The organism is Luteibacter flocculans, assembly GCF_023612255.1.
Classification (GTDB): domain Bacteria; phylum Pseudomonadota; class Gammaproteobacteria; order Xanthomonadales; family Rhodanobacteraceae; genus Luteibacter; species Luteibacter flocculans.
The window spans coordinates 2,964,905-2,989,051 of record NZ_CP063231.1 but is presented as its reverse complement, the minus strand read 5'-3'; the positions used below and the strand labels follow the sequence as shown (position 1 = coordinate 2,989,051).

Sequence of the window (24,147 nt, the reverse complement as noted above, 5' to 3'; positions counted from 1 at the left end):
CATAACGCCTGCACCCGAGCCGCGCAACCGCCGGAACGCATGGGCTCCGGCGGTTGCGCGAGACGGCGGCGTGGCTTCGTTACGGGGCTGCCGCCGTCGCTGCCTGGCCGCTCCCGATGTTCTTGTCCAGGAAGGCCTGCAGGCGGTTATAGAACTCTTCGATGTTCTCCGGCTTGACGAAGCCGTGCCGTTCGTCCGGCTTGGTCAGTGTCTCGTACGGCTTGTGTGCGGCATCGAGCGCGGCACGCATCGCCTTGAACTGCGCGAACGGGGCACGCTGGTCATCCTCGCCATGGACGAGGAACACCGGCACGTCGATCTTGTCCGCCAGATGCGTGGGCGAATTGGCGGCGAGGTCGCCCTGATCCTTGCCGATCACCGTGGTGAGGTAGCTGCGGCCGGTCTTGCTGTCCTTGATGTCGCCCTTGTTGTACATCATGTCCAGGTCGTAGATGCCGTCGTAACCCACGGCGCACTTGAACATGCCCGGGGCACGCACCGTGGTCATCATCGCCGCGTAGCCGCCGAAGCTCGCACCGTAGACGCAGACCCGCTTGGCATCGGCGTAGTTCTGCGCAATGGCCCACTTGACGCCGTCGATCAGGTCTTCCTGCACGCGCGTGCCCCACTTGAGGTAGCCCGCCTGCTCGAACGCGCTGCCGCGGCCGCCCGAGCCGCGGTAGTTCACCTGCAGCACGAGGTAGCCGCGGTTGGCGAGGAACTGCGCATCTTCTTCGTAGAACCAGTCGTCCGAGATGCCATGCGGGCCACCGTGCGGAATAAGCACCATCGGCAGGTTCGTTTCGCTGCGGCCCTTCGGGAAGGTCAGGATGGCTTCCAGTTCGAGGCCGTCGCTGGCCTTGAAGCGCATCGGCCGACGTTCGGACATCTTGGCCGGATCGATCCAGGGCACCGCGTCGAAGAGCTTGGTGACCTTGTAGGTCTTGGTGTCGATGAGCATGTAGCGGCCGGGTTCGCGATCGCCCGAGACCTTGAACATGAGCTCCCCGCCGTCCTCGCTGAAGTCCACGAAGCTGACGAAGTTGCCGGGGAATTTCTGCGACAGCGCCATGTGCAGCTTGGAGATCGGCGCCTGCGGATCGATATAGGTGACCTGCGGAATGCCGGTGGTGGAGATCGTGCCGAAGGGGCGCAGGGGCGCGGGCGTCCACAGGCCGGAGGTCGTGACTTCGCTGAAATCGTCCTTGCGGATCACCCGCAGGTTGCCGCCGTTCTCGTCCTGCTCCACGAACTCGCCGCCCTTGCCGTTGGGGCTGAACGTGGCGTAGATGCGGTCACTGCCGGCCACCGACGCCACGGGCTCGAAGTTCTGGCGCTCCTCGCTGCCGGCGAGCTTGTTCCAGCCGGAACCTTCGCGATGGAAGACGACCCACTTGAAGTTGTCGTCGGTGCCGAAGGCAAACCGCGCGGTGCCGTCGGGCGCGATCATGAAGCTCATGCCGCCGAGGCCGATGTCGGCCATCTGCTTGCGCGCGCTGGTCTTGGCGTCCACGTCGTAGAGCGTGCTGCGGTTCTGGTCGGTCCACGAGGTGGCGCGCATGTAGAAGTGCCCGTTGCTCTGGGGCGGCACGCCTTCGATGGTGCCCCAGCCTCGGTCGGTCGCGCGCGTGGCGGCCCGCTTGCCGTAGGCCTCGTAGCCGTAGAGGTAATCCGGGTTCTTGCCGTCGACGTCGATCGCCATGATCTCGCCGGTGTAGGACGCGGCGCCGATCGAACCGTCCACCTTGCCGCGCGCCACGACGAGGCGCGTGGGGCTGGCCCAGACCATGTTGGCCGGCATCTCGTAGGGCGGCATGCGGATCAGCGACACCGGCTTGGTCATGTCGCCTACGCGATAGATCGCGAGGCCATGCGTCTTTCCGTCGGGATCGTGGTACGCCAGCGAGACGTACTGCCCATCGGGCGAGAGGCGCGGGCTGGTCAGCGGCATGCGCCGGGCGAAGTCGGCGACCGGAACGAGGTCGGCGGCCACAGCGGCGGTCGAGGCAAGGCAAAGCACGGCCAACATGGGCCGCACAAGGCGGTACGTCATTGGTAGTCCCCTGGGTCGATGGATCCCTATCGTGCCGTCCCCCCAGGACGGCATCCGAGGGTCGATATAGCCGATCCGCGGCGCGACCACAAGGCGATCTTCGTACGGGGGGAGCGGTACACTTGGCGTCTGCTTTCGATCCGGGCACGCCATGGCCACTCCGTTTGTCGTCCACTTCGACCCCGTCGCCTTCTCGATCGGGCCCGTCCACGTTCACTGGTACGGTCTGATGTACCTGGGTGGATTCCTTGGCGGCTGGGCGCTGGGCGAATACCGCCGCCGTCAGGGTCGCCTGCCGGTGAGTGCGGACCGCTTCGGCGATCTCATGTTCTACGCGATGATGGGCGTGGTGATCGGCGGTCGCGTGGGTTACATGCTGTTCTACACCGCGATCAACTGGATCTGGGCCGACCCGCTGGCGATCTTCCGCGTCTGGGACGGCGGCATGTCCTTCCATGGCGGCTTGCTCGGCGTGCTCGTCGCGGGACTGTGGTGGTCGCGCCGCAATGGCATCAAGTTCTTCGACACCGTGGATTTCGTGGCGCCGCTGGTGCCCCTGGGGCTTGGCCTCGGGCGGCTGGGCAATTTCATCAACGGCGAGCTCTGGGGCAAGCCCACCGACCTGCCCATCGGCATGATCTTCAAGAACGCACCGGACGCGTTGCCCCGGCACCCCAATCCGCTTTACGAGTTCGCGCTGGAAGGCGTGACGATGTTCGTGGTGCTCTGGCTGTTCTCGATGAAGCCGCGTCCGCGCTACGCGGTGTCGGGCATGTTCGCCCTGCTCTACGGCGTGTTCCGCTTCACCATCGAGTTCGTCCGTGTGCCCGATCCGCAGCTCGGCTATCTCGCCTTCGGCTGGGTCACGATGGGGCAGATCCTGTCGCTGCCGCTGATCGCCGTCGGCATCCTGCTGCTCATCCTTTCGCACCGTGCGCCTTATGCGCCGGTCGCGCCCCCCGTGGCGGCGGCCGGCTGACATCGTCGACGCCGTGCGGCTTGGTCACGCGGGCCGCCTGCAACCCTAACTCACTCCTGCGGCCGTTGGATGCTGCCGCGGGGGTACCACCGCCAGGTCTTCTGCCATGCGCCATCCCGAGTTCCAGTACCTTGATCTCATGTCGCGCGTCCTGGAACAGGGCGACAAGCGCATCGACAGGACCGGGGTGGGCACGCTTTCCGTGTTCGGTGCGTTCGCGCGTTTCGACCTGAGCCGTGGCGAGTTTCCCGTACTCACGACGAAAAAGGTGCACTGGAAGCTGGCGGTCAAGGAGATGCTCTGGTTTCTCAGCGGGCAGACGAATATCCGCCCGCTACTGAAAGAGGGCGTAAGGATCTGGACGGATTGGCCGCTCGCCAGATTTCGTCGTGAAACCGAGGAAGAGCTCTCGCAGGAGGCGTTCGAGCAGCGCATCCTCGATGACGAACGCTTCGCGGAAACCTGGGGCGATCTCGGTCCTGTCTACGGGAAACAATGGCGTCGCTGGCAAGGCGCCGATGGCGTCGTGCACGACCAGATCCAGGCACTGATCGAGACGCTGCGCAACAATCCGTACAGCCGGCGCATGCTTTTCCACGCCTGGAACGTGGCGGACATTTCCAGCATGGCCCTCCCGCCATGCCACATGGTCTACCAGTTCCACGTCAGCACCGACGGCAAGCTGAGCCTGATGATGTACCAGCGCAGTTGCGATCTGCTGCTGGGCGCGCCGTTCAACTGGGTAGGGGCCGTGGCCTTGATGCTGATGGTGGCACAGCAGGCGCAGCTGGAACTCGGCGAATTCGTTTGGGTCGGGGGCGACGTCCACCTCTACCTCAACCACCTCGACCAGGCGCGATTGCAGCTGACCCGCGAGCCACGCGCGTTGCCGACACTGAAACTCGTCGGCAACGCGGCGAGCATCGATGACTACCGCATCGACGATTTCGAACTATCCGGTTACACGCCGCACCCTGCCATCAAGGCGGACGTCGCGGTGTAGGGACGTTAGCCGCATCGGCGGTAGCCGAGCGTGGTGGCAATCATGCCGAGCACGTGTCGCGCGGTCTCGCCGCCGGAGCAATCGCCGGTGTTGACGCCGGCGTTGTGCCCGCCGTAGGGCGCATAGACGGCCATGGCGGTGACGCGAAAAAGCCCAATGGTCGTCACGCCCGCTGCCGCGCCCAGATGCATGACTCCACAGTCGGCGGTGATGAACAGGTCCAGGCCCGCCAGTACGGCCGCCATGCGACGGATGTCCGACGAGTAGTAGCCGGGCCATTTCTCGCGCAGCATGGATTGCCCGTGAGCGGGGATCATCTCGATGATCGACGCGGTGGGATGGGCTTCGCACAGCGTCGCCATGAAATCCGCCCACCAGTCCGTCGTGTAGCGCTTGGCACCCGTCGCGTTGCCGAAGATGCCGATGCGAAGGCCGTTCTCTCCCTTGGCACGCTGGGCGGCGGCAAGCGCTGCGACGACGTTGCGTCCCTCGGTGCGCTCCTCCTCGTTCAGATGGATGGCCAAAGGTGGATAGCGGTAGGAGGCGGCCGCGCCGAATGCCCAGCGCAGCAGATGGATGGGGCGGAGCGCCATGTGGCGTCCTGCAAGCTCTCGTGGCGCGGCATGCGTGAGCGCTTTCGTCGGCGTGTCGCTGAACCCGAGCTTGTATCGTCCACGCGATAGCCGTGTCAGCGTCCTGGCGAAACCGGAGCCCACGTTGGGATCGACGACGAGATCGTACCGGGTGCGCCTGATCCGGGAGAGCATGCGCAGGAAAGCCAGCGGATGCTTGAATCCTCGGCGGGGCAGGCAGAACACCTGCTTCACGTTGAACCATTCCTTGAACACGTCGTGAGCGATGTCGCCTTCGCTCACAATGTCGATCTCCGCTCCCGGATACAGCGTCTGCAGTTCCGTGATGAGAGGTGTCAGCAATAACGTGTTGCCCAGCCGATGGTTCGGGCGGCAGACGAGAATGCGGTAGATCCCATGACGAATGGGGACGTGCGGGGTGCTCAAGGTATGCCCCTCGCGTAGCGGGTGAGCCCAGGAAGCGCCTTCTTCAGCGCGCCATCGACCAGCGACGGAAGGACGCCGTTGAGGCGGGCGAACAGGCTTTCGGGAAAGCCGAGGTAGGCTTCGTTCCGCTCGTTCTCGATAGCGCGCACGATGCGCGCCGCGACCCATGACGGTTCGTCCATGTGCATGAGCCTGCGCTCGGCCATGAGGTGCACGGCAGGAGGATTGAACGCCGTGCGGACGGCGCGTGGCGCGACGTAGGTGACGCCGACGCCCGTGCCGTGCAGTTCCCGGCGAAGTGCCTGCGAAAACCCGCGCAATGCAAACTTGCTGGCGGAGTACGCGGCGAAACCCGGATAGCCGATGCTTCCAAACGTGGAGCCCACGTTGACGATGCGACCCGAGCCGCGTCCCAGCATCGCCGGAAGCACCTCGCGAGCCATCTGCATGGGTGCTTCGACGTTGACCTGTAGTGCCCGCGTGATGGCGCTCGCGTCGGCTTCGTCGAAGAAACGAAAGTCGAGCACGCCCGCCAGATTGATGAGGACGTCCAGGCCGCCGTAGGCCTGAACCATGCGCCACACGGCGGCTTTGCGCGCGGCTGCATCGGTCAGGTCCGCCTGGATGACAATGGCATCCAGGCGCTGTGTCGCCACGAGATGGTCGAGGCTCGCCACTGACGCGTCGGTGCGACCGAGCAATCCCAGTCTTGCGCCTTTCGCGGCGAGTGCTTCGGCAAGTTCGCGGCCGATGCCGCCGGCGGCACCCGTGAGAAGAATGCGTTTGGAGCGGAGATCGAGGCTCATCGTCATTTCTCCGCGTCGATGGTGTCGATCAGCTTCTGCACCTGCGCCCGGCGGCCCTTGTCGGCCAGCTCCCGATCGGGCCGAGGCGCCGCCGCGAGAGCTTTCTTCAAGTGCTCCATGGCGCCCGCCTTGTCGCCCGTCTTGTAGAGGAAGTCGGCGTAGAAGTAGTTGGGATCGATGCCGTCGGGATCGATCTGCAATGCCTTTTGCAGCAGGGTGCGGGCCTTGTCCTTGTCGCCGAAACCCACCGGCCAGCCGGGTACCTGGTAATAGAGGCTGCCCAGCGTGGTGTAGATGGAGCCATGCAGGACGTCCGGCTGGATCTTCTCGGCCTCCTGCAGCAGGTCGCGCGCATGTTTCGCCATGCCGAGCGCGCCCAACCCTCCGTGCTCGCCGGCATGCGTCGACAGAATGATGGCTTGCCAGACGCGCGGTTCGGCACGCTGAGGGTACTGTGCGATCAAGGCCGCACCGCGCGATTCGAGCGCGTCATACGCGTCGTCCTGCTGTGCCTTGGGCAGGGTGTAAGTGACGCGCGACCAATCCTGGCTGAGGGTCTTGATGGCCGCATCCACATCGTCGGCATGAGAAAGCGAAGGAACGAGCGCCAGACACGCCCAGGCGAACGTGGCCGTCAGCGAACGGAAAAGGGTCATGGGGTGTCTCCTTCGGAAGGGCGGTGGTCCAGCTCGCGGAAGATGTCGCCATACAGCGCGTAGAAGCGGTTCGCGGCGTGAATGAGAACCTGGCGGTCCTCTTCGGTATCCAGCCGGTCGACGAGGCTTTCATAGAAACCCACGTGATCGACATCGAGGGCGCCATGCGACGCCAGATAGCGGAACGCGGACTTCGGCAGTCCGAGCGCCACTTGCAGCGTGGCAGCGGCACGCGTGGCAAGCGCCACGCTGACGCCTTCGAGAACGAAGACCATGCCCAGGAACGACACCGGATTGCCTCGCGCTATGCCGTCGTGGGCGTAGGCGATCATCAACTCGGTGGAGCGCAGGGGAGGCGCACGGCGAATCGCCTCCGGGTCTTCGCCACATGCCTGCAGGTCGTCGAGGATCCACTCGTCGTGGCCGATCTCTTCCTCGATGTATTCGGCTACGGCGGGCAGCATCCAACGAAGGCGTTCGGGCAGGTGGTAGCCCATGCCCATCATGAGCGGGACGGTCTGTCGTACGTGCTGGTAGGCCTGACTCAGGAAGGCCGTGTATTCGTTCCGGTTGACGTCGCCGCCGAGCGCGCGTTGGATGATGGGAATGGACAGGAATGCCTGTCGGCTCGCTTCGGTTTCGCGCACAAGACGATCATGAGTGGACATGCGGAGCTTCTCTTTCGTAAAGGGCTTCGAGCGGAGTGGCGTAACGGGTGGCGATGGCTTGCCTGTCCAGCGCGCCGCTGGGTCTGGCGAGTCCGTCGCGGGGACTGAAGGGGGCCGCCGCCGCGCACCAGGAGCGGACGCGGGCGTAGTCGGGAAGCCGCGCATTGGCGGTCTCGATGGCGTCGTCGATCTGGCCGGGAGAGACGCCGGGTGCCGGCACGATCACGGCAACGTTGTAGTCGCGTCCTTCTCCGAACACGGCCGCCTGGAGAACGGCACGGGTCGCGACCAGTTCGCTCTCGACCCACTCCGGAGACACGTTGCGTCCGAACGCTGTGGCGAACGCCGTCTTCTTACGGCCGCTGACGTAAAGAAAGCCGTCGGCATCGAGCCAGCCGGTATCCCCGGTATGCCACGCGTCGATGGGCGGTCCGTACTGTCCGAGATAGCCGCCGAAGAGCGCGCCGGAGACGATGATCTCGCCGTCGTCCGCAATGCGTACCTTTGCGTGAGGCAGCGGGACGCCGACGCTGCCCGGTCGTTCGCGACCGGGTCGGTTCATGCTTATGACCGACGTGGCTTCCGACAGGCCGTACCCCTCGAATACCGGTATGCCCAGCGCTCTCGCGCGAAGGATCAGCGGTGCGGAACACGGCGCGCCGCCGACGGCGACGAAACGCAGCGTGGGTGGAAGGGGATTCCCGGCCTGGACACATTCGACGAGAAGCTTCAGCAACTGCGGAACAAGGATGGTTGCCGTCGGCGCGAAGCGGTGAAACGCGCCGAGGAACGCTTGCGGTTGCACCGCGCTCGATCCACTGAACCCGCAGCGCCCCATGGCGGGGAGCAGGGCGGTCGCGCCGCGGCTGAGCGGCACGTAGATACCGCCGATGTTCGCAAGCAACGTCGACAACGGCAGCACGGTGAGGCTGCGGTCGCCCGCTTGCGCGGATGCTGCATCCGCCAGCGACTCGGTGACGCGATCCATCGCCGCATAGGAAATGCACACACCCTTCGGCTGGCCGGTGGTGCCCGAGGTGTAGGTAATCTTGCCTGTGTCGGACGGTAGCGTCCTGGGGTGTCCTGGCTCCAGGGCGAGAAGATGCAGTTCCGTTCCGGCGACGCTGATCGTCTTGCGGTAGCGCGTGCGCGACAGCACTGCCGGCGGCGTCGGACGATCGCTGATGAGCAGATCCGGTGCCGCGTCCGAGAGCAGATGCTCGATCTGCGCATCGCTGAAGAACGCGGGCACGGGTATCGAGACCGCGCCGCACGCGGCAATGGTGAGATCCACTACGGCCCACGCCACGCTGTTGTCCATCATGACGGCGACGCGCTCGGCCGCGATTTGGGCACCCAGGTCGCTGATGGCACGGCTGAGATCGCGGTAGGTCAGCGTGGTGTCGTCATCCGCCAGCGCGATTGTTTCGGGCTGGGTGAGCGCATGTCGCGCCATCTGCTTCAAGACGTTGCGCATCACTCCACCCCGCAAGTCGAGGCGCGCATGAAGACGCCGGACGCGGCGGTCTCGCGGCTTTCACGTAGCAGGGCGCGAAGCCACGGCTGCGCCGGGCCGACGTGCCGATGCAGCTTTCGGTGGCCGGATTCGATGTTGCCCGCGCAGACGACGGGCCGGGTGCGGTAGTAGTCGCCCCAGTGCTGACCGCCGTCGGCAAGGCGGGAGGCGTGTGCGGTCGCCAGCTCGATCGGGTGAAGCCCTAGCCGCTGGAAGGCGTTGACCAGTGCCCTCGTTGCCGTGAAAAGCACCCAGCGGTAACCGCGCGCATGCAGGTGCTGCGTCGCGGCGGCGATGACCCAGCGCGCGTCGCCCGGATGTTCTAGCGCGAGATGGCCGACTTCGACGAGTTCGTCGCGGTCGATCTGCACCCCCAGGCGATCCGAGATCATCCGCGGTGCCGTGTCGGGAAGGTATTGCTCGGAAAACAGTTCGCCATCGTGACCGCCGCGAAAGCCGACGACTGCACGATGATTCGCTTGTTCGTGGAAGCTCAGCAGGGTCGGATGAAAGCTCCGTACGTCGGCACCGTAGCGGCGTGCGAATACGTGCTTGACGAAGGTCTCGGCCGAGGGGCGGTCAGGATGCTGCGCATGCAGGACGTTCACCTGTACCGGACTGCGAAGCTCGGCGAGCAGTGGCTCGACCGTGTCCAGTACGCAGGGGTCGGACGGGGAGGGCGACAGGGAGTCGGACATGGGCATCGCTCGCGATGGGGGGACTGACCCTCATAGAGCGAGAACCGTGCCAACGACGCATCTCATTGATAACGTGGGAGATAACGAAACAATTACGGCAATATCGGGGGCTGCATCCGTTGCAGTGCGCAGGAAATGTCTGCAAGAAATGTCGGATCGACCAGGCCGCAGCCTGTTACGGGCAGGTCGACGTCGCGCCCGTCCACGGCAGCAGCATCACGACGTGGACGCTCGCATCGACATGACACGACGCGACATAGCCGACGGCCCCGGGCGTGGTCGCGACGAACCTGACCACGGCTTCGTCCGACCCAAGGACATAAGGGGGACTGACGCCCTGGAAGTACTGCTTGTCCCAGTAATCCTGCATCCGTTCGTCCGACATGCGTACGACCGTGCGCGAGAAGGCATCACGCACGGGGGTGCCCGGCGGAAGGTTCACCGGCGTGAGCTTGGTACCTTCGGCGTCCACGAAGATGCGCTTGAGATAGACGTTGCGCAGGGTGTCGCGATCGAACGAAAGATGCGGTTCGGCAGGTGCCGTTATGACGGCGATCTGCACCTGCGCCGCCCATGCCTGTTGTCCCGCGGCCAGGAGGCCCAGGAAACATAGCGCGACGCGTCTGCCGGTTCGCATGGCTCAGAACAACACCGACACGGACGCCAGCCAGCCCGCGGGCACGATATCGCCACCGCGCCCGTTGCGGTGTTCCACCTTCAGCACCAGTCCGGGAATGGGCCGGTAGTTGATGCCCGCAGTACGGACGGTCGTGGTCGTTTCGGGGATGGAGGTGTGATATCGCTCCACGCGGCCGATGACGTAAAGCCGTGGGGCGATTGGGACGCCTGCCTCGATGAAGCCTCCACGCTCGTCGGAGAGCTGTGACGGACCCGAGCGGTAGATCGCCTCGCCGGTCAGCTCCAGATACCGCGTCGTCCAGGTGAAGTCGATGCCGGCCAGTTGGTAATCGTGACGCGGCTGTTCCAACTGGTAGCTGACGAACGACGCTCCCACGTTGATGCTGTCGCCCGCCAAGTGGTACAGCACGCGGCCGCCCACTGCGTGGCGAAAGTTGTTTCGAGGGCTGCGGTCCCCGGTGTAGTCGGTAAACGCATCGTCGGCGTCCTGGCCCAGTCCCAGGTTCTGGCTGTCGTCGGCGAACACCCAGTAGTCGAGATCGCGGCCCTGGACGCTGACCGTACCGAACGCCATGGCGCCCGTGGCGTGGCGGGCGAACGCTGCCGAGGTCGATAGCGGGCGGGAGACCGTCCAGGTCAAGGGATCGGCGTGTACCAGGTTCCATTCGCCGATCGGCGTCAGGAACTTGCCGAAACGGAACGTGACGGCGGGGCTGGCGTGAAAATCGGCATACAGCCGTTCCACATCCACTTCGGCGTCGCCGCCATTGTTGCTCGCGCCGGCCACGTTGACCGTGCGCGACATCGCCAGTTCGGTGAAGAGTTGCCAGCGGCTACCGATGTCCTTGGTGACGAAGAGGCTCACGTCGCGAAGGCTCGACTCGCTGCGTGAGCCGTCCAGGTCGAAGTAGTGGACATCGGCGTATCCGCCGATCCGGAGCCCGAGGGCCGGGAAGTAGAGTCCCTGGCCCAGGGTGTAGGGGGCGGGCTGCCAGGCGTGTTCGTCCACAGGATCCGCCGCGAACGACGGTGGCGCGCCGCAGAGGAACGCCAGGAGAGCGATCACGCCCAGACCCAGGGCACGACATGGGTACCGGCTCATGGGAGATACCTTTCCGGGGACGAAACGCGTGGAGGTGAAGGATGGCATAGGCCGCGCCCGATTCTGCGACACTGATGGCGGCATCCGCAAAGCTGACCCGCCTTGACGACTCGATCGGCCCTATTCCGGCTCCTTTTATGGACCATGCTCGGCACGATGATCGTGGTCGGCGCGTTGTCGTTCTTTCAGTTCCGCAGCGCCCTGCAGTCCGAAATCGCCGGCAACCTCCGTTTCGGCGCCACGGCCATGATGCAGCGCATCGACACCTTTCTCTTTGCGCATGTCGAGAACATGCGCGTGTGGCGAGGCCTGGAGGTGATGCAGGACATCCGGGTGAAGGACGTCGACAAGCGCCTGTCGAACTTTCTGGCGAACCTGCGCGCCGGACAGGACACGGTCTACGACGTGCTGCTGTGCACCGATGCCCAGGGGCACGTCGTCGCCTCGAGCGATCCCTCGTACATCGGTCGCGAGGCGCCGCGCCTTTCGGGGTGGCGTACCGTACCGGGCCAGGGTCTCGATACGATCTCGCTGGCATTGGCGTCCCAGTCCGGTGCCACGAGCGCCATCGTTCTGCGCAGTCCCATCGCCAATGCCTTCGGCGAAGGCACGATTGGCTACCTCTACGCGTTCCTCGACTGGCGTGCCGTGCAGCACCTGCTCGACACTGCCGTCAACCATGGCACGCGCAGCCTCGTGTTGGCAGGGAGCGACGGCCAGGTGCTAGGCGCCTCCGACGATCTGCGTCGTCGAACGGAACTGTCCCGGCTGCACCTGGAAGGTTGGCGGCTGCCGCGGGCGGGGTCGGCTTCGTACATCCAGGACGGCGCCGCGCTGGGGCATGGTGACCTGCTCGTCGGTGCCGCTACGTCCAGCGGCTCGCCGCCTTTCGAGGGCCTGGGCTGGCATGTCCTCATGATCGAGCCGACCTCGGTCTCCTTCGGGCCTATCTGGACCCTGCTCTGGGCCATGCTCGGCGTGCTGCTCGTGGTCCTTCTGACAGGGCTGTGGATTTCATCACGCGTCGCCGATCGCATTGCGTCCCCCATCGTCGCGTTGACCGCGTTCACACGAGGCTTCCGCCAGGGAGAGTCTTCGCTTCCGGCCATGCCGTCGCGCGCGACCGCCGAAGTCGACGAACTGCATCGCGCCTATATGGAAATGATCCAGGCACTCGAGCAGTCGCGAGAGCAAATCGTCCGCGCGGGCAAGTTGGCCGTGGTAGGCGAGATGGCAGCGATCATGGCGCACGAGGTGCGCACACCCATGGGCATCTTGCGCAGCGCCGCACAGTTGCTGCAAAGACAGGCGGATCTCGACGACAGGCAGCGCGAGCTGATCGGATTCATCTTCAGCGAGACCGAGCGACTGAACCGCCTGGTGACCCTGCTGCTGGAATGCGCCCGGCCGAATCCCCCGGACTTCATGTCGCATGATCTGCTGGAGATCGTCGACAGCGTCATCGGCCTGCTCGAATCGCGTGCGGAGCGCGCGGGAGTCTCCTTGTCGCGGCAGTCCGATGGTGGCGACGTCGTGCTCCGCTGTGACAGGGAGCAGATGATGCAGGTTTTCCTGAACCTCATCCTCAATGCCTTGTCCTTCGTGGGCGAGGGGGGCCATATCCGCGTCAGTACGCACAGCGACGAAGATGCGTTATGGGTCAGCGTCGCCGACGACGGGCCCGGCGTGCCGCCGGAACTGCGTCAGCGGATCTTCGATCCCTTCTTCAGTCGTCGGGAAGGGGGCGTGGGCCTGGGTCTCACCATCGTGCAGCAGATCGTCCATGCGCATGGCGGCACGCTTTCCGTGGGCGAAAGCGCCTGGGGCGGCGCCTCCTTCAACCTGCGTTTCCCCCATCAAGAACCCGAGACATGACAGCGAAACGTATCCTGGTGGTGGACAACGAAGCGAAGATGCGTCGCATCCTGGAACTCTCCCTGAGATCTCTGGGACACGAGGTGGAGCAGGCGGGCGACGGCCAGGAGGCATTGGCCATGCTCGACACCGGGTCGTTCGATCTGGTGCTGACGGATCTGCGCATGCCCCGCCTCGACGGCATAGGGCTGCTGCGCGCACTGCGGGAAGCGGACAACGACATCCCGGTGATCGTGATGACCGCCTACGGCACGATAGAGACCGCCGTGGCCGCGATGAAGATCGGCGCGGCCGATTACATCATCCGTCCGTTCGAGATGGAAACCATCGAAATGGCGGTGAGCCGTGCACTGACGATGCAGGTCGTGCAGCGGGAGAATCGCTTCCTGAAGGAAGAGATGTCCCGTGGATGGGGCGACTTCGTGGGCACGAGCAAGCCCATGCAGGACCTCTACGACCTGCTCAAGCAAGTGGCGCCGACGCGCAGCAGTGTCTTCATCGTCGGCGAAACCGGCACCGGCAAGGAACTGGTGGCGCGTGCGCTCCACGTCGCGTCGGGACGCAGCGGCCTCTTTGTGCCGATCAATTGCGCAGCGATTCCCGCCGAACTGCTCGAAAGCGAATTGTTCGGTCACGTGAAGGGTGCGTTTACGGGCGCCTTGCGCGACCGTGTCGGCAAGTGCGAATTGGCGAGCGGCGGCACGCTGTTCCTCGACGAGATCACGGAAATGCCGATCGGTCTCCAGGCAAAGCTGCTTCGCGTGTTGCAGGAAGGCGTCATCGAAAAAGTGGGCGGCAACGCCGTCACGCCGGTGGACCTGCGCGTCGTCGCGGCCACCAATCGCGACCCGCAGCAGTCGGTGGATGCGGGCCTGCTGCGGCGCGACCTCTATTTCCGGCTCAACGTGGTTCGCGTCGACGTGCCCTTGCTGCGGGACAGGCATGGCGACATTCCGCTGCTCGTCGAGTATTTCGTGCACAAATATTCGGTCGAACTCAGTAGGACGCCGCCGCGGATCTCGTCCGATGCCATGGCGATCCTGGAAGGTTATGCGTGGCCGGGAAACGTCCGAGAGCTGGAAAACCTCATCGAGCGTGCCATGGTGCTGTGCCGCGGCGACCTGATTACCGTCGCGCACCTGCCCGTGGGGCTCGGCCCGCTGCCCGCCGTTGCCAAGGAGCCTGGCGCCGACCCGAAGCCGGCGTCGCGTGCTCCCGACTCCCTGGCCTTGCGCCCGCATGTGGACGAGCTCGAGCGCCATCTCATCCATGAGGCGCTGCTTCAGGCCGGCGGCAATAAGGCCGCCGCCGCCCGCTTGCTCAAGATCAGCGAGCGCGCGCTCTGGTACAAGATCAAGCGGTATGGCTTGACCTGAGCGTCTGCCGAACCGACGGTCCGACTACGCGAGGGTGGCTTGATCGAGATCAAGCATCCGGTGGGGCCGAGGGGTAAAGCTGTGTGTGGACGTTTACGCGGCAGGGCATACAGGTCCGCCGCCGCGCTCCCACACCCCTACGACCATGGAACACCCCCATGCATCGCTCCGCTAATCGATACGGATCACTTTCCCGTTGGACGCACTGGCTGACCGTCGTCGCCATCGTGGCGGCCTATGTGTTCGTCGATCTGAGCGACGACAGCGAGGGTGCATCGGCGATGATGCGATGGCATTACCTGGCAGGACTCGCGGTGCTGGTCCTGCTGATTCCGCGCATGCTTGCGCGGCTCTCGGGTACGGTTCCGCCTATCGTGCCGACGGCCGGCAAGGTGACGAAGGTGGTCGCCCAGATAACGCATCTGGCGTTGTATGCGTTCCTGCTCGTGCAGCCGGTGCTCGGCATCCTTCAGGTCAACTATGCGGGCGAGCTCGTGACCCTGCCCTGGGGCGGCTGGTCGCTTCCGTCGATCGTGGCTCCTGACCCGGCGGCACGGGAGGCCGTTGGCGAGGTACACGAGACGCTAGGGGAAATCTTCTACTGGGTGATCGGCGCCCACATTCTTGCGTCGCTCTGGCATCACTTCATTCGTCGCGACAATACGCTGCGCCGAATGGTCTGATGCGCGTTTCGGCCTACGGCCATCCACGGCCACGACGTCGTCTCGTGACGGCTGTCGTGACCGTGGATTTTTTCGCTAACGCCTAGGCGAGCTTACTTGCTGCCACCCGCGGCTCCGGGAAGCTTCTTCGCCATCTCGAGGTGGTCCTTGAGCGTCGGCAGTGTCTTCGTCGCAAAGGCCTTGAGTTCCGGGTCCTTGCCGCTGGTGGATTCCTTCGTGAACAGCGCGACCGCCTTCTGGTGGTCGGCGACCATCTTCTTGGCGAAGGCCTGGTCGAACGCGTCGCCCGACTTCTTGCCGAGCGCAGCGGCGGCCTTTTCGTCGGCGGGCATCGGCGCGGACGCGACGGTCAGGTTCTTGCCGCTGGCGATGGACTTGAGTTCGTCGTTGGCCTTGGTGTGGTCGGTAACCATCTGCTGGCCGAACTGCTTCACATCCGCCGAGTTGCCCTGCGATGCGCCGAGCTGTCCCAGGGTGACTTCGGCAAGGCCTGCGGCGCTGGCTTGCTTCACGAAGGCGGCGTCGGCCGCTGCATGCCCGCTCGAGGCGGAGGCGGCATCCTGAGCGAAGGCGGCGCCGGGAAGGATGACGGCGGTGGCGAGAGCTGCGGCGAGAAGACGGCGGGGCATGCGGTTCATGGTGGGTGGCTCCGTGGCTTGGGCGCGACGCGCCTGGGAAACCAAGGTGTCGCATCGGCGGCATGAACGGCGCGTGCAACCTGGATCAACAGGAAAAACCATTCCTGTTTTTCACATTTGTGTGGCTGGCTTCACCTTGGCGGGCGATGGCGTCCACCGGCACGACGGCACCGTGGAGACCCATACATCGAGGAGACAGCCGTGAGCAAAGACGACGTGCCAACCCATAACCCTCGCGAATACGACCAGTCCGCCAAAGACCGTGTAGAGAAAAAGCCGACGTCACCGGAATCCCCACAGCAGGAACATGACGACGAGGATCACGGCTAGACCATTCGCTACCGCATGTTGATCCATCGGTACGGGCGCCTTCCGGAAGGAGGGCGCCCGTCTTCGTCTGGTGGGGTTTCGTGGAAACCTGCGATTTTCCACCGCGCGCGCATGAGGCTACTATCCGCAGCGCAGGGCCACGCTGCCCGATCGTTTCAACTCACCCGCTAAGGAAGTTCCATGGCCGTTCACCTGGTTGCCGCGCTCGACGAAAACTTTGCCATCGGCAAGCAGGGCGGGTTGCCCTGGCATCTCCCCGACGACCTGAAGTACTTCAAGAAACTCACCCTCGATCGCGCCGTTCTGATGGGGCGCAAAACCGCCGAGTCGATCGGCAAGCCGTTGCCGGATCGCAAGAACTACGTGCTGACTCGGAAGGGCGAGGCGCCCTTTCCCGGCCAGGTGACCGTTCGCTCGATCCAGGAGGCCCAGGCGAGCTGCGGTCACACGGGACTGATGGTGATCGGCGGCGGCGAGGTCTTCCGCGAAGCACTTCCGTACGCGCGCACGCTGTACCTCACATGGGTCTATGCGGCCGTGGATGGCGCCGACGTGTTCTTCCCCGGCATCGACTTCAAGGAATGGACCGAGGTGTCCCGCGTGCACCATGGCGTGGACGCAGAGCACAAGCACGCATTCGACATGGTCGAATACGTCAGGAACGTTTGATGCACGTGGTTGCCGGCGTCCTCGTCGACGGCAACGGCAGGGTACTCATTGCGCAGCGTCCGCCGGGCAAGCACCTGGCGGGCCTGTGGGAGTTTCCGGGAGGCAAGCTGGAGTCGGGCGAATCCGCCGTGTCGGCGCTGGAACGGGAGCTCGACGAGGAACTCGGTATCGCGGTCGATCCGCATACGTTCGAAGCCTTGATCCGCATCCCATGGCGCTACGGCGAACGCGCGATGTTGCTGGAGGCGATGGTCGTGCGTGCGTGGACGGGCGAGCCGAAAGCACTGGATGCCGCCGCCATCGCATGGCGCGATCCCGCATCGATCGATCCGGCCATGCTGGCGCCCGCCGATCGACCGATCCTTGCCGCACTGCGTCTACCGCTGCATTACATGGTCTCTCCCGCGGGAGCCACACCGGATCGGGTAAGCGAGTGGATCGGGGAGACGCTGGCACGCGGCGAGCGCCTCATGCAGGTGCATCTGCCTGGCCATCCCGACGACGTCGTCCGAAGCGTGGTCGCCGGTGCGCTGGCCGAGGTACGCCGACATGGCGCGCACGTGCTGCTTTACGGCGATGTCGAAGGCGCCGCAGCGTTGAGCGTGGGCGTGCATCTGGATTCGTCGCAGCTTCGTGCATGGACGGAACGGCCGTTGCCGCTGGGCATGCTGGTGGCAGCGTCCTGCCACGATGCCGACGATCTGGCCCATGCGGTTCGCCTTGGGTGCGACTTCGCCACGTTGTCGCCGGTGTTGGCCGGGAGTGCATCGGGCTACGAGCCACTGGGCTGGCCGCGTTTTGCCCGTCTGGCGGAGGCCGCGTCGTTGCCGGTGTACGCGCTTGGTGGCGTGGGCGCCGACGATCTCGGCGAAGCGCGCATGCACGCGGCGCAAGGCATCGCGGGCATCTCGTGATCCCGCAGTCCCGACGCGCGCGTCGGGACCGTCATGCCACGCTTTATTTAGGTTCATCGCGGAAGTGCGGGGCGCTGTCTGCATACGTCGATTCCTTCGCCGCGTGACTGCATGTGTCCAGCGGCTGGAGCTACCGCTAGCTCGTGCGACGAGGCCAGAGCCTTGGCCGCTCTCTTGTGCGGAAACTCGCATCGAGGGGGACACCGAAGACTCCCACGATGACTGAGGTCGCGTGTCGGGAGAGCCGCAGCGCTGCGCCACCTCACCGTAGTGATCGCGAAGGCAGAGACGTCCATCGAATCCACGCTAACGATCGCCAAGGCAATCCACAGCCCCAGCTCAACGACATCAGGCTACCCGAAGCGGCACAGGCGCCGATGCGAGGCCAAAAGGCGAGCCAAACCGACGAAGCGGGTCGTCAACGGCAACAGCGAGAAAAACCTTCCCCGGTAATGCGCGATGAACCTTTATTTAGCGTGACTTCAACCGGGCGACGAGCGCGTGGAGCACGGACTGGGTTTCGTCGGCGAAGAAATCGTCGATGAAGCGGGGATCGAGAAGATTCGTGGTGTCACCCCATACCGACACGAGATCGGCACGCGCCATGGCGCGCGTGCGCAGCATGGCGTTCGGCGGAAGTTTCAGCAGATCGTTGAGCCAGAGCACGGCACGCGTCACGACCTGCTCGACGGTGGCCAGTTCGTCCACCAGACCGATGGCGTGCGCCTGCTCCGCATCGACCATGGCACCGGCGACGATCAGCCGCTCCGCGCGATAAGCGCCGACGATGCGGCGCATGGCGAACTGGATCGGATCGGGCACCGACATGCCGACCTGCACCTCGTTGAGGCCGATCTTGTAGACGCCGTGCGCCATCACGCGATAGTCGAAGAACAGCGAGATCACGGCGCCGCCTGCGGGGCTGTGCCCGGTGATGGCGGCGACCGTCGGCACGCTCGACACAGCGATGGCACCGCACAGCGCGAAGAACTCGTTCCAGAACGCTTCCACGCCTGCGCGATCGCATTGGAGCAGGGCGGGTACGTCCACGCCCGCGGAGAACATGCCCTGCGCACCGGAAACCACGATGCCGCGCGCGCCGTTGGCGGGCGCTTCGGTGATGGCTTCACGCAGGGCGCGAACGAGGTCGATGGTGAGCGCGTTGACCGGAGGCCGCGCCATGCGGATCTCGTGGATGCCACCGTCGTGCGGAAGGATGTCGAGCATGGGCGTGGTTCCGTTGGAAGAGAGGATCGGCAAGGGCGCCGCGCGTGGTGTAGCGCCCTTACCGGGTCACGTTATTTGGGAAGATCGGCGTCCACCCAGGTATAGCGCACGGCGTAGTCCAGCGTGGCGCTGCCATGCGCGGGCACGTCGATCTTGAACTCCAGGCGTTCCGGCGACACCTTCGTCGGCTTCACGGACGACGACGTGACCGTCCACGCGCGCCAGCGGTTCGGGTGTTCGCGGACCGTGATCGTGCGGGCGGAGTCACCGGCATTGGTAAGGACGATGCGGAAAGCTTCGTCGATACGATGCGCGCTGGTATCCGCCGTAAAGGCCGTCTGCTCGCGGGTCGCCGTCAGATCGAAGGCGTTGCCCAGGGACACGTTGGTGTCCTTGTTCTTCGGCGTATCGTCGATGTGACCTTCACCCAGCAGCTCGGCATTGCCGTCGCGATCGGTGGTCAGCACGCGGACGTAGCCCGCGGGCAGGGCATCGAAAGCCTTGAAGCGCAGATTCGACACGATCGGCGTGCCGTCGGGCGACCCCATCATCTGCCGATCGAGGTTTGGCTGGGGTGGGAACCAGCTGCCGCCCGTTTCGTAGACCGCTTCGCGTTCGCAGTCGAGCGTCTGGCGATCGTAGAGCGGGGTTTGCGTCACGCTGCCATCGGGCAGGTCGACAGCGGTGGGCAGTGCGTAAGTGCGCAGGTCGCCGAGTGTGGATGGCATGGGATTGGACGAGGCTGCTTCGAACGCGAACATCCTATCCTTGGCCATACGTGCCTGAGGCGCCTGCGGCGGTGCCTTGGCGCGCCGCGCATCACCGGCGACGAGTTTGAGCGATACGTCCTTCCAGTCGCGTCCACTGCGGTTGGCGATGCTCGCCGCAGCGTCGAAGGTCATGCGACAGGCATTGCCGGGCACCAGCGTGGCGACATAGGCGCCACGCCAGCCGAGGCCAGAGGTGGGGTAATCGAGCTGTGCGTTCGCGCGGCCCGCGCTGCCGCCGATGACGCGCACCTGCAGCGTCGAACCCCGGGCGAAGTCGCTGGTGTCGGCGGCCTTGAGCGCTGCGTACTGGCGCACCAGCGTGGCCTGCCCGCTGGCATCGCGGACGACGAGCGCGTCGCCGCCACGAACGAGCGTGCCGCTGGCGATGGGTTGCCCACTGTCGCCGATGACGCTGACGTTGCGACCGATCAGTCCGGCGACGGCACCGTCGAAGCCCTGCCCGAGCAGCAGCCGCTGCGAGGCGACGCGGGCATCCTTGCCGGGAAAGCGCAACGACAAGGCTTCGCTGTCGAGCGCGGCCGGCAGACCGTCGATGCTGAGGTCCTGCGTGCCGCCCTTGAGGTCGAAGGTCCGTCGCTCGTGGACGATGGCGTAGCCATCGCTGGAAACGGCGTCGCCGCCCGTGGAGAACAGTTGATCGCCGTTGGCGCGGTACAGCGTGAGCGCGGTGCGCTCATCGGCCGCGAAGGCGGGCAGGGCGACGGCGCAGGCGATCGCCAGAGCGAGGGAACGTTGCAGCATGATGCTCTCCATGTAGACCCTCGCGGATCATACCGGGGAGACGTGAACGTTCGCGATCTTCTGCGAGGCTCATCGCCGACAGGTCGGCTCCCACCAAGCTCGCGAAGTCGGCTCCCATTGTGCCGGCAAGGTGGCATCGCTCAGTTGGTCTTCCACTGAGCCGGCAAGGTTGTCTCCCACCCGGCTACGGCTCGGCTCCCATCGAGCCGGCTTCGCTTCTGCCAAACCCAAGGTGCCGATGCCTGGTGGGAGCCGACCTGTCGGCGATTGGCGGATCAGGCGCGCGTGGCGTCCGCTACGGCGTCGCGGATCGCCTGCGGCAGCGGCACGGGGCGGCCGCTCTTCGTGTCGATCCAGACCATGGTGATGCTGCCGTCGCAATGGATGCGCGTGGCGTCCTGCGAGTCGACGATGCGGTGGCCGATGGTCATGGAGCTGTTGCCGATCCGGTTGACGTACAGCTCGATCTGGATGTCCGCCGGCCACTCGATCGGCAGGCGGTAGTTGAGTTCGCTGTGTGCCATGACCGGCGCGGCGGACGGGCTGTACCAGTCACCCGGAATGTCCTTCAGCCAGTTCAGTCGCGCTTCCTGCAGAAAGACGAGGTAGTTGGCGTTGTTGACGTGGTTGTACGCGTCGAGATCCTGCCAGCGCACATCCATGGGCGTGATGAAGAGCGGAACAGGTGCGGGCGTGATCGAGGCTTCGGTCGTCATGCGGTCTTTTTCTTTTTCGCGGAAGGCGCCGGCTTGGCGGCGGATTTCGTGGTCGTGGCCTTGCTGGCGCTGCGCGCGGCCGGCTTGGCCGCGGACTTGGCGGCGGGCTTAGCCGCTTTCGTCGCCTTGACGGGTTTCAAGTGCGGCAGCAGGAAGCGGCCCGTGTGCGAGGCGGACGTGGCAGCCACTTTCTCCGGCGTGCCACTGACGAGAATGCGTCCGCCGCCGGCACCGCCTTCGGGACCGAGGTCGATCAGCCAGTCGGCGGTCTTGATGACGTCGAGGTTGTGCTCGATCACCACCACCGTATTGCCATGCTCGACGAGCTGATGCAGCACGTCGAGCAGTTGCTCGATGTCGTGGAAGTGCAGGCCCGTGGTCGGTTCGTCGAGGATGTAGAGCGTGCTGCCCGTATCGCGCTTGGACAGTTCCTTCGACAGCTTCACGCGCTGCGCCTCGCCACCGGAGAGCGTCGTGGCACTCTGGCCGAGCTTGATGTAGTCGAGCCCCACCGCGCGCAGCGTTTCCAGCTTACGCGCGATCACCGGCACGTTCTCGAACAGCTTGAACGCGTCCTCGACGGTCATGTCGAGCACGTCGGCGATGGTGTGGCCCTTGTACAGGACTTCCAACGTTTCGCGGTTGTAGCGCTTGCCGTGGCACACGTCGCACGGAACGTAGACGTCGGGGAGGAAGTGCATCTCCACCTTGATCATACCGTCGCCTTCGCAGGCCTCGCAGCGTCCACCGCGCACATTGAAGCTGAAACGACCGGGCGTATAGCCGCGCTGGCGCGCTTCCGGCACCTGCGAGTAAAGCTCGCGCAGCGGCGTGAACAGCCCCGTGTACGTCGCGGGATTGGAGCGCGGCGTACGACCGATCGGCGACTGGTCGATGTCGACCACCTTGTCGAACAGCTCGAGGCCTTCGATGGATTCGTACGGCGCCGGCTGCTCGCCCGCACCGTTGAGTTGCATGGCGGCGAGGCGATAGAACGTGTCGTTGATGAGCGTGGACTTGCCCGAGCCGGACACGCCGGTCACGCAGGTGAACACGCCGACGGGGATGCGGACGTCCACGTCCTTGAGGTTGTTGCCGCTCGCACCCTTGAGTTCGATCCACTGATCGTCGCGCGCTTCGCGGCGCTTCTCGGGTACCGCGATACCGCGCTCGCCGCTCAGGTACTTCGCGGTGACCGAGCGGGGCGAGGCGAGTACCTGATCGAGCGTGCCTTCGGCGACGATGGCACCGCCGTGCACACCGGCACCAGGACCGATGTCCAGGATGTGATCGGCGGCGCGGATGGCGTCCTCGTCGTGCTCCACCACGATCACCGTGTTGCCGAGGTCGCGCAAGCGCGTGAGCGTGCCGAGCAGGCGCTCGTTGTCGCGCTGATGCAGGCCGATCGACGGCTCGTCGAGCACGTACATCACGCCGACGAGGCCAGCACCGATCTGGCTGGCCAGACGGATGCGCTGCGCTTCGCCGCCGGAGAGGGAGTCCGCCTGGCGATCCAGCGTGAGGTAGTTGAGACCGACGTCATTGAGGAACGTAAGGCGCTCGCGGATCTCCTTCACGATCTTCACGGCGATCTCGCCGCGCCAGCCCGGGAGCTTCAGTTTCTCGAAGAAGGCGAGGGCGTTGTCGATGGCGAGCGAGGTCAGTTCGGGGATGGCGCGATCGGCGACGAACACGTTGCGCGCGGACGGATTGAGGCGCTGCCCCTCGCAGTCCGGACACGGGTGGTCGGCGATGTAGCGTGCCAGTTCCTCGCGCACGGCCGCGGACTCGGTGTCGCGGTAGCGACGTTCGAGGTTGGGAATGATGCCTTCGAACTTGTGCTCGCGCGTGACCTTGCCGCCGCGGTCGGTGATGTAGCGGAACGGGATCAGTTCACGGCCGGAACCGTTGAGCACGGCGTTCTGCACCGACTTGGGCAACTGGCGCCACGGCGTTTCCGGGTCGAAGCCGTAGTGCTTCGCCAGCGAAAGCACCATCTGGTAGTAGTACGGATTGCGCCGGTCCCAGCCGCGGATGGCGCCGCCGGCCAGGCTGAGTTCGGGATGACCCACGACACGCGCCGGATCGAACACCTGGGTGATGCCCAGGCCGTCGCAGGTCGGGCAGGCGCCGACCGGGGAGTTGAACGAGAACAGGCGCGGTTCCAGCTCCGGCAGCGAGTAGTCGCACATCGGGCAGGAGTAGCGCGAGGAGAACAGTTGCTCCTGCGCCTTGGCATCGTCCATGTCCACCAGGATGACGATGCCGTCGCCGAGCCGCAGCGCCGTTTCGAACGACTCGGCGAGACGCTGCTTGATGTCGTCGCGCGGACGGAAGCGATCGATCACCGCCTCGATCGTGTGCTTCTGGCGTAGCGTCAGCGGCGGCACGGCATCCAGGTCGTAGACCTCGCCATCGACGCGGGCACGGACGAAACCCTGCGCGCGCAACTGGTCGAACACCTGCACGTGCTCGCCCTTGCGCTCGCGGATCACCGGCGCCAGCAACATCCAGCGCTTGTCGGCGTCCAGCGCCAGCGCCGCGTCCACCATCTGACTGACGGTCTGCGCCTCCAGCGGGATGCCGTGGGTCGGGCAGCGTGGGGTGCCGACGCGCGCATAGAGCAGGCGCAGGTAGTCGTACACCTCGGTGATCGTGCCGACGGTGGAGCGGGGGTTGTGGGATGTCGACTTCTGCTCGATCGAGATGGCCGGCGAGAGGCCTTCGATCGTGTCCACGTCGGGCTTTTCCATCATCGAGAGGAACTGTCGGGCATAGGCCGACAGCGACTCGACGTAGCGACGCTGACCTTCGGCATAGATGGTGTCGAAGGCCAACGAGGATTTGCCCGAACCGGACAGCCCCGTAATGACAATGAGCTTGTCACGGGGCAGGTCGAGGTCGATGTTCTTGAGATTGTGCGTGCGGGCGCCGCGGATGCGAATGCTGTCCATGTGCCGACGTAGATGGGGGAAGCCGATGACTATACCAAGGGTTTTTGGCGTTCATCCGACGTCGACCTGTGACGGTTCATCACATTTGTTATGA

At 65.1% G+C, this 24,147-nt stretch carries 22 protein-coding genes; 8 read left to right on the top strand and 14 right to left on the bottom strand.

Annotated elements, in window-relative coordinates; all coding sequences use genetic code 11:
* Positions 1–79: 79 nt before the first annotated feature.
* Positions 80–2,053 carry an alpha/beta hydrolase family protein gene (locus IM816_RS12885; RefSeq protein WP_250338388.1) on the bottom strand — a complete coding sequence of 658 codons (1,974 nt, stop codon included), beginning with the start codon at positions 2,051–2,053 and terminating at the stop codon, positions 80–82.
* Positions 2,054–2,204: 151 nt separating this feature from the next.
* On the opposite strand from IM816_RS12885, the gene lgt reads away from it, so the two are divergent.
* On the top strand, positions 2,205–3,032 hold the full coding sequence (gene lgt, locus IM816_RS12880) for a prolipoprotein diacylglyceryl transferase (protein WP_250338387.1): 828 nt from the start codon (positions 2,205–2,207) through the stop codon (positions 3,030–3,032).
* Positions 3,033–3,138: 106 nt separating this feature from the next.
* A complete protein-coding gene (gene thyA / locus IM816_RS12875) occupies positions 3,139–4,035 on the top strand; it encodes a thymidylate synthase (RefSeq protein ID WP_250338386.1) in 897 nt (298 codons plus the stop codon).
* A gap of 5 nt (positions 4,036–4,040) precedes the next feature.
* Here the strand turns inward: thyA and IM816_RS12870 are convergent, their stop codons facing one another.
* From IM816_RS12870 to IM816_RS12835, 8 genes are all read right to left on the bottom strand, one after another.
* Positions 4,041–5,054 (bottom strand): glycosyltransferase family 9 protein, encoded by a 1,014-nt coding sequence (locus tag IM816_RS12870; RefSeq protein ID WP_250338385.1) that lies wholly within the window; start codon positions 5,052–5,054, stop codon positions 4,041–4,043.
* Entirely contained in the window at positions 5,051–5,860 is an 810-nt protein-coding gene (locus IM816_RS12865) for an SDR family oxidoreductase (protein ID WP_250338384.1), read from the bottom strand. Before IM816_RS12865 ends, IM816_RS12870 begins: the two co-directional genes overlap by 4 nt.
* 2 nt (positions 5,861–5,862) lie before the next feature.
* The gene (locus IM816_RS12860; RefSeq protein ID WP_250338383.1) at positions 5,863–6,516 is read right to left on the bottom strand and encodes a tetratricopeptide repeat protein; all 654 of its coding nucleotides are present in this window, start codon (positions 6,514–6,516) and stop codon (positions 5,863–5,865) included.
* Positions 6,513–7,184: an iron-containing redox enzyme family protein gene (locus tag IM816_RS12855; RefSeq protein WP_250338382.1), complete on the bottom strand. Its 672-nt coding sequence runs from the start codon at positions 7,182–7,184 to the stop codon at positions 6,513–6,515. Before IM816_RS12855 ends, IM816_RS12860 begins: the two co-directional genes overlap by 4 nt.
* Positions 7,171–8,661, bottom strand: coding sequence for an AMP-binding protein (locus IM816_RS12850; RefSeq protein WP_250338381.1), 1,491 nt, complete (start codon positions 8,659–8,661; stop codon positions 7,171–7,173). Before IM816_RS12850 ends, IM816_RS12855 begins: the two co-directional genes overlap by 14 nt.
* Positions 8,661–9,398: a thermostable hemolysin gene (locus IM816_RS12845; RefSeq protein ID WP_250338380.1), complete on the bottom strand. Its 738-nt coding sequence runs from the start codon at positions 9,396–9,398 to the stop codon at positions 8,661–8,663. The genes IM816_RS12850 and IM816_RS12845 overlap by 1 nt, the downstream gene beginning before the upstream one ends.
* A gap of 175 nt (positions 9,399–9,573) precedes the next feature.
* Positions 9,574–10,035, bottom strand: a complete 462-nt coding sequence (locus IM816_RS12840; protein ID WP_250338379.1) for a type 2 periplasmic-binding domain-containing protein — start codon at positions 10,033–10,035, stop codon at positions 9,574–9,576.
* Positions 10,036–10,038: 3 nt separating this feature from the next.
* On the bottom strand, positions 10,039–11,139 hold the full coding sequence (locus IM816_RS12835) for a porin (protein ID WP_250338378.1): 1,101 nt from the start codon (positions 11,137–11,139) through the stop codon (positions 10,039–10,041).
* Between the two features lie 144 nt (positions 11,140–11,283).
* Between IM816_RS12835 and IM816_RS12830 the strand changes: the two genes are divergently transcribed.
* From IM816_RS12830 to IM816_RS12820, 3 genes are all read left to right on the top strand, one after another.
* Positions 11,284–13,014 carry a sensor histidine kinase gene (locus IM816_RS12830; protein ID WP_250338377.1) on the top strand — a complete coding sequence of 577 codons (1,731 nt, stop codon included), beginning with the start codon at positions 11,284–11,286 and terminating at the stop codon, positions 13,012–13,014.
* Positions 13,011–14,390 carry a sigma-54-dependent transcriptional regulator gene (locus IM816_RS12825; protein WP_250338376.1) on the top strand — a complete coding sequence of 460 codons (1,380 nt, stop codon included), beginning with the start codon at positions 13,011–13,013 and terminating at the stop codon, positions 14,388–14,390. Before IM816_RS12830 ends, IM816_RS12825 begins: the two co-directional genes overlap by 4 nt.
* Positions 14,391–14,548: 158 nt before the next feature.
* A complete protein-coding gene (locus IM816_RS12820; RefSeq protein ID WP_250338375.1) occupies positions 14,549–15,073 on the top strand; it encodes a cytochrome b in 525 nt (174 codons plus the stop codon).
* A 92-nt stretch (positions 15,074–15,165) separates the two neighbouring features.
* Here the strand turns inward: IM816_RS12820 and IM816_RS12815 are convergent, their stop codons facing one another.
* Positions 15,166–15,711 (bottom strand): DUF4142 domain-containing protein, encoded by a 546-nt coding sequence (locus IM816_RS12815; RefSeq protein ID WP_250338374.1) that lies wholly within the window; start codon positions 15,709–15,711, stop codon positions 15,166–15,168.
* Positions 15,712–15,912: 201 nt separating this feature from the next.
* On the opposite strand from IM816_RS12815, the gene IM816_RS18715 reads away from it, so the two are divergent.
* The 3 genes from IM816_RS18715 to IM816_RS12805 all read left to right on the top strand — a co-directional run bounded on the left by IM816_RS18715 (position 15,913) and on the right by IM816_RS12805 (position 17,624).
* A complete protein-coding gene (locus IM816_RS18715; protein WP_256470168.1) occupies positions 15,913–16,041 on the top strand; it encodes a hypothetical protein in 129 nt (42 codons plus the stop codon).
* Positions 16,042–16,221: 180 nt separating this feature from the next.
* Positions 16,222–16,710, top strand: coding sequence for a dihydrofolate reductase (locus tag IM816_RS12810; protein ID WP_072321619.1), 489 nt, complete (start codon positions 16,222–16,224; stop codon positions 16,708–16,710).
* Positions 16,710–17,624 (top strand): Nudix family hydrolase, encoded by a 915-nt coding sequence (locus IM816_RS12805; RefSeq protein ID WP_250338373.1) that lies wholly within the window; start codon positions 16,710–16,712, stop codon positions 17,622–17,624. Before IM816_RS12810 ends, IM816_RS12805 begins: the two co-directional genes overlap by 1 nt.
* Before the next feature lie 471 nt (positions 17,625–18,095).
* Here the strand turns inward: IM816_RS12805 and IM816_RS12800 are convergent, their stop codons facing one another.
* The 4 genes from IM816_RS12800 to uvrA all read right to left on the bottom strand — a co-directional run bounded on the left by IM816_RS12800 (position 18,096) and on the right by uvrA (position 24,053).
* Positions 18,096–18,851 (bottom strand): enoyl-CoA hydratase/isomerase family protein, encoded by a 756-nt coding sequence (locus IM816_RS12800; RefSeq protein ID WP_072321617.1) that lies wholly within the window; start codon positions 18,849–18,851, stop codon positions 18,096–18,098.
* A gap of 71 nt (positions 18,852–18,922) precedes the next feature.
* Positions 18,923–20,383, bottom strand: coding sequence for a DUF4139 domain-containing protein (locus IM816_RS12795; RefSeq protein ID WP_250338372.1), 1,461 nt, complete (start codon positions 20,381–20,383; stop codon positions 18,923–18,925).
* A 275-nt stretch (positions 20,384–20,658) separates the two neighbouring features.
* Positions 20,659–21,099 (bottom strand): acyl-CoA thioesterase, encoded by a 441-nt coding sequence (locus IM816_RS12790; protein ID WP_250338371.1) that lies wholly within the window; start codon positions 21,097–21,099, stop codon positions 20,659–20,661.
* The gene (gene uvrA / locus IM816_RS12785) at positions 21,096–24,053 is read right to left on the bottom strand and encodes an excinuclease ABC subunit UvrA (protein WP_250338370.1); all 2,958 of its coding nucleotides are present in this window, start codon (positions 24,051–24,053) and stop codon (positions 21,096–21,098) included. The genes IM816_RS12790 and uvrA overlap by 4 nt, the downstream gene beginning before the upstream one ends.
* Between the last annotated feature and the right edge of the window lie 94 nt (positions 24,054–24,147).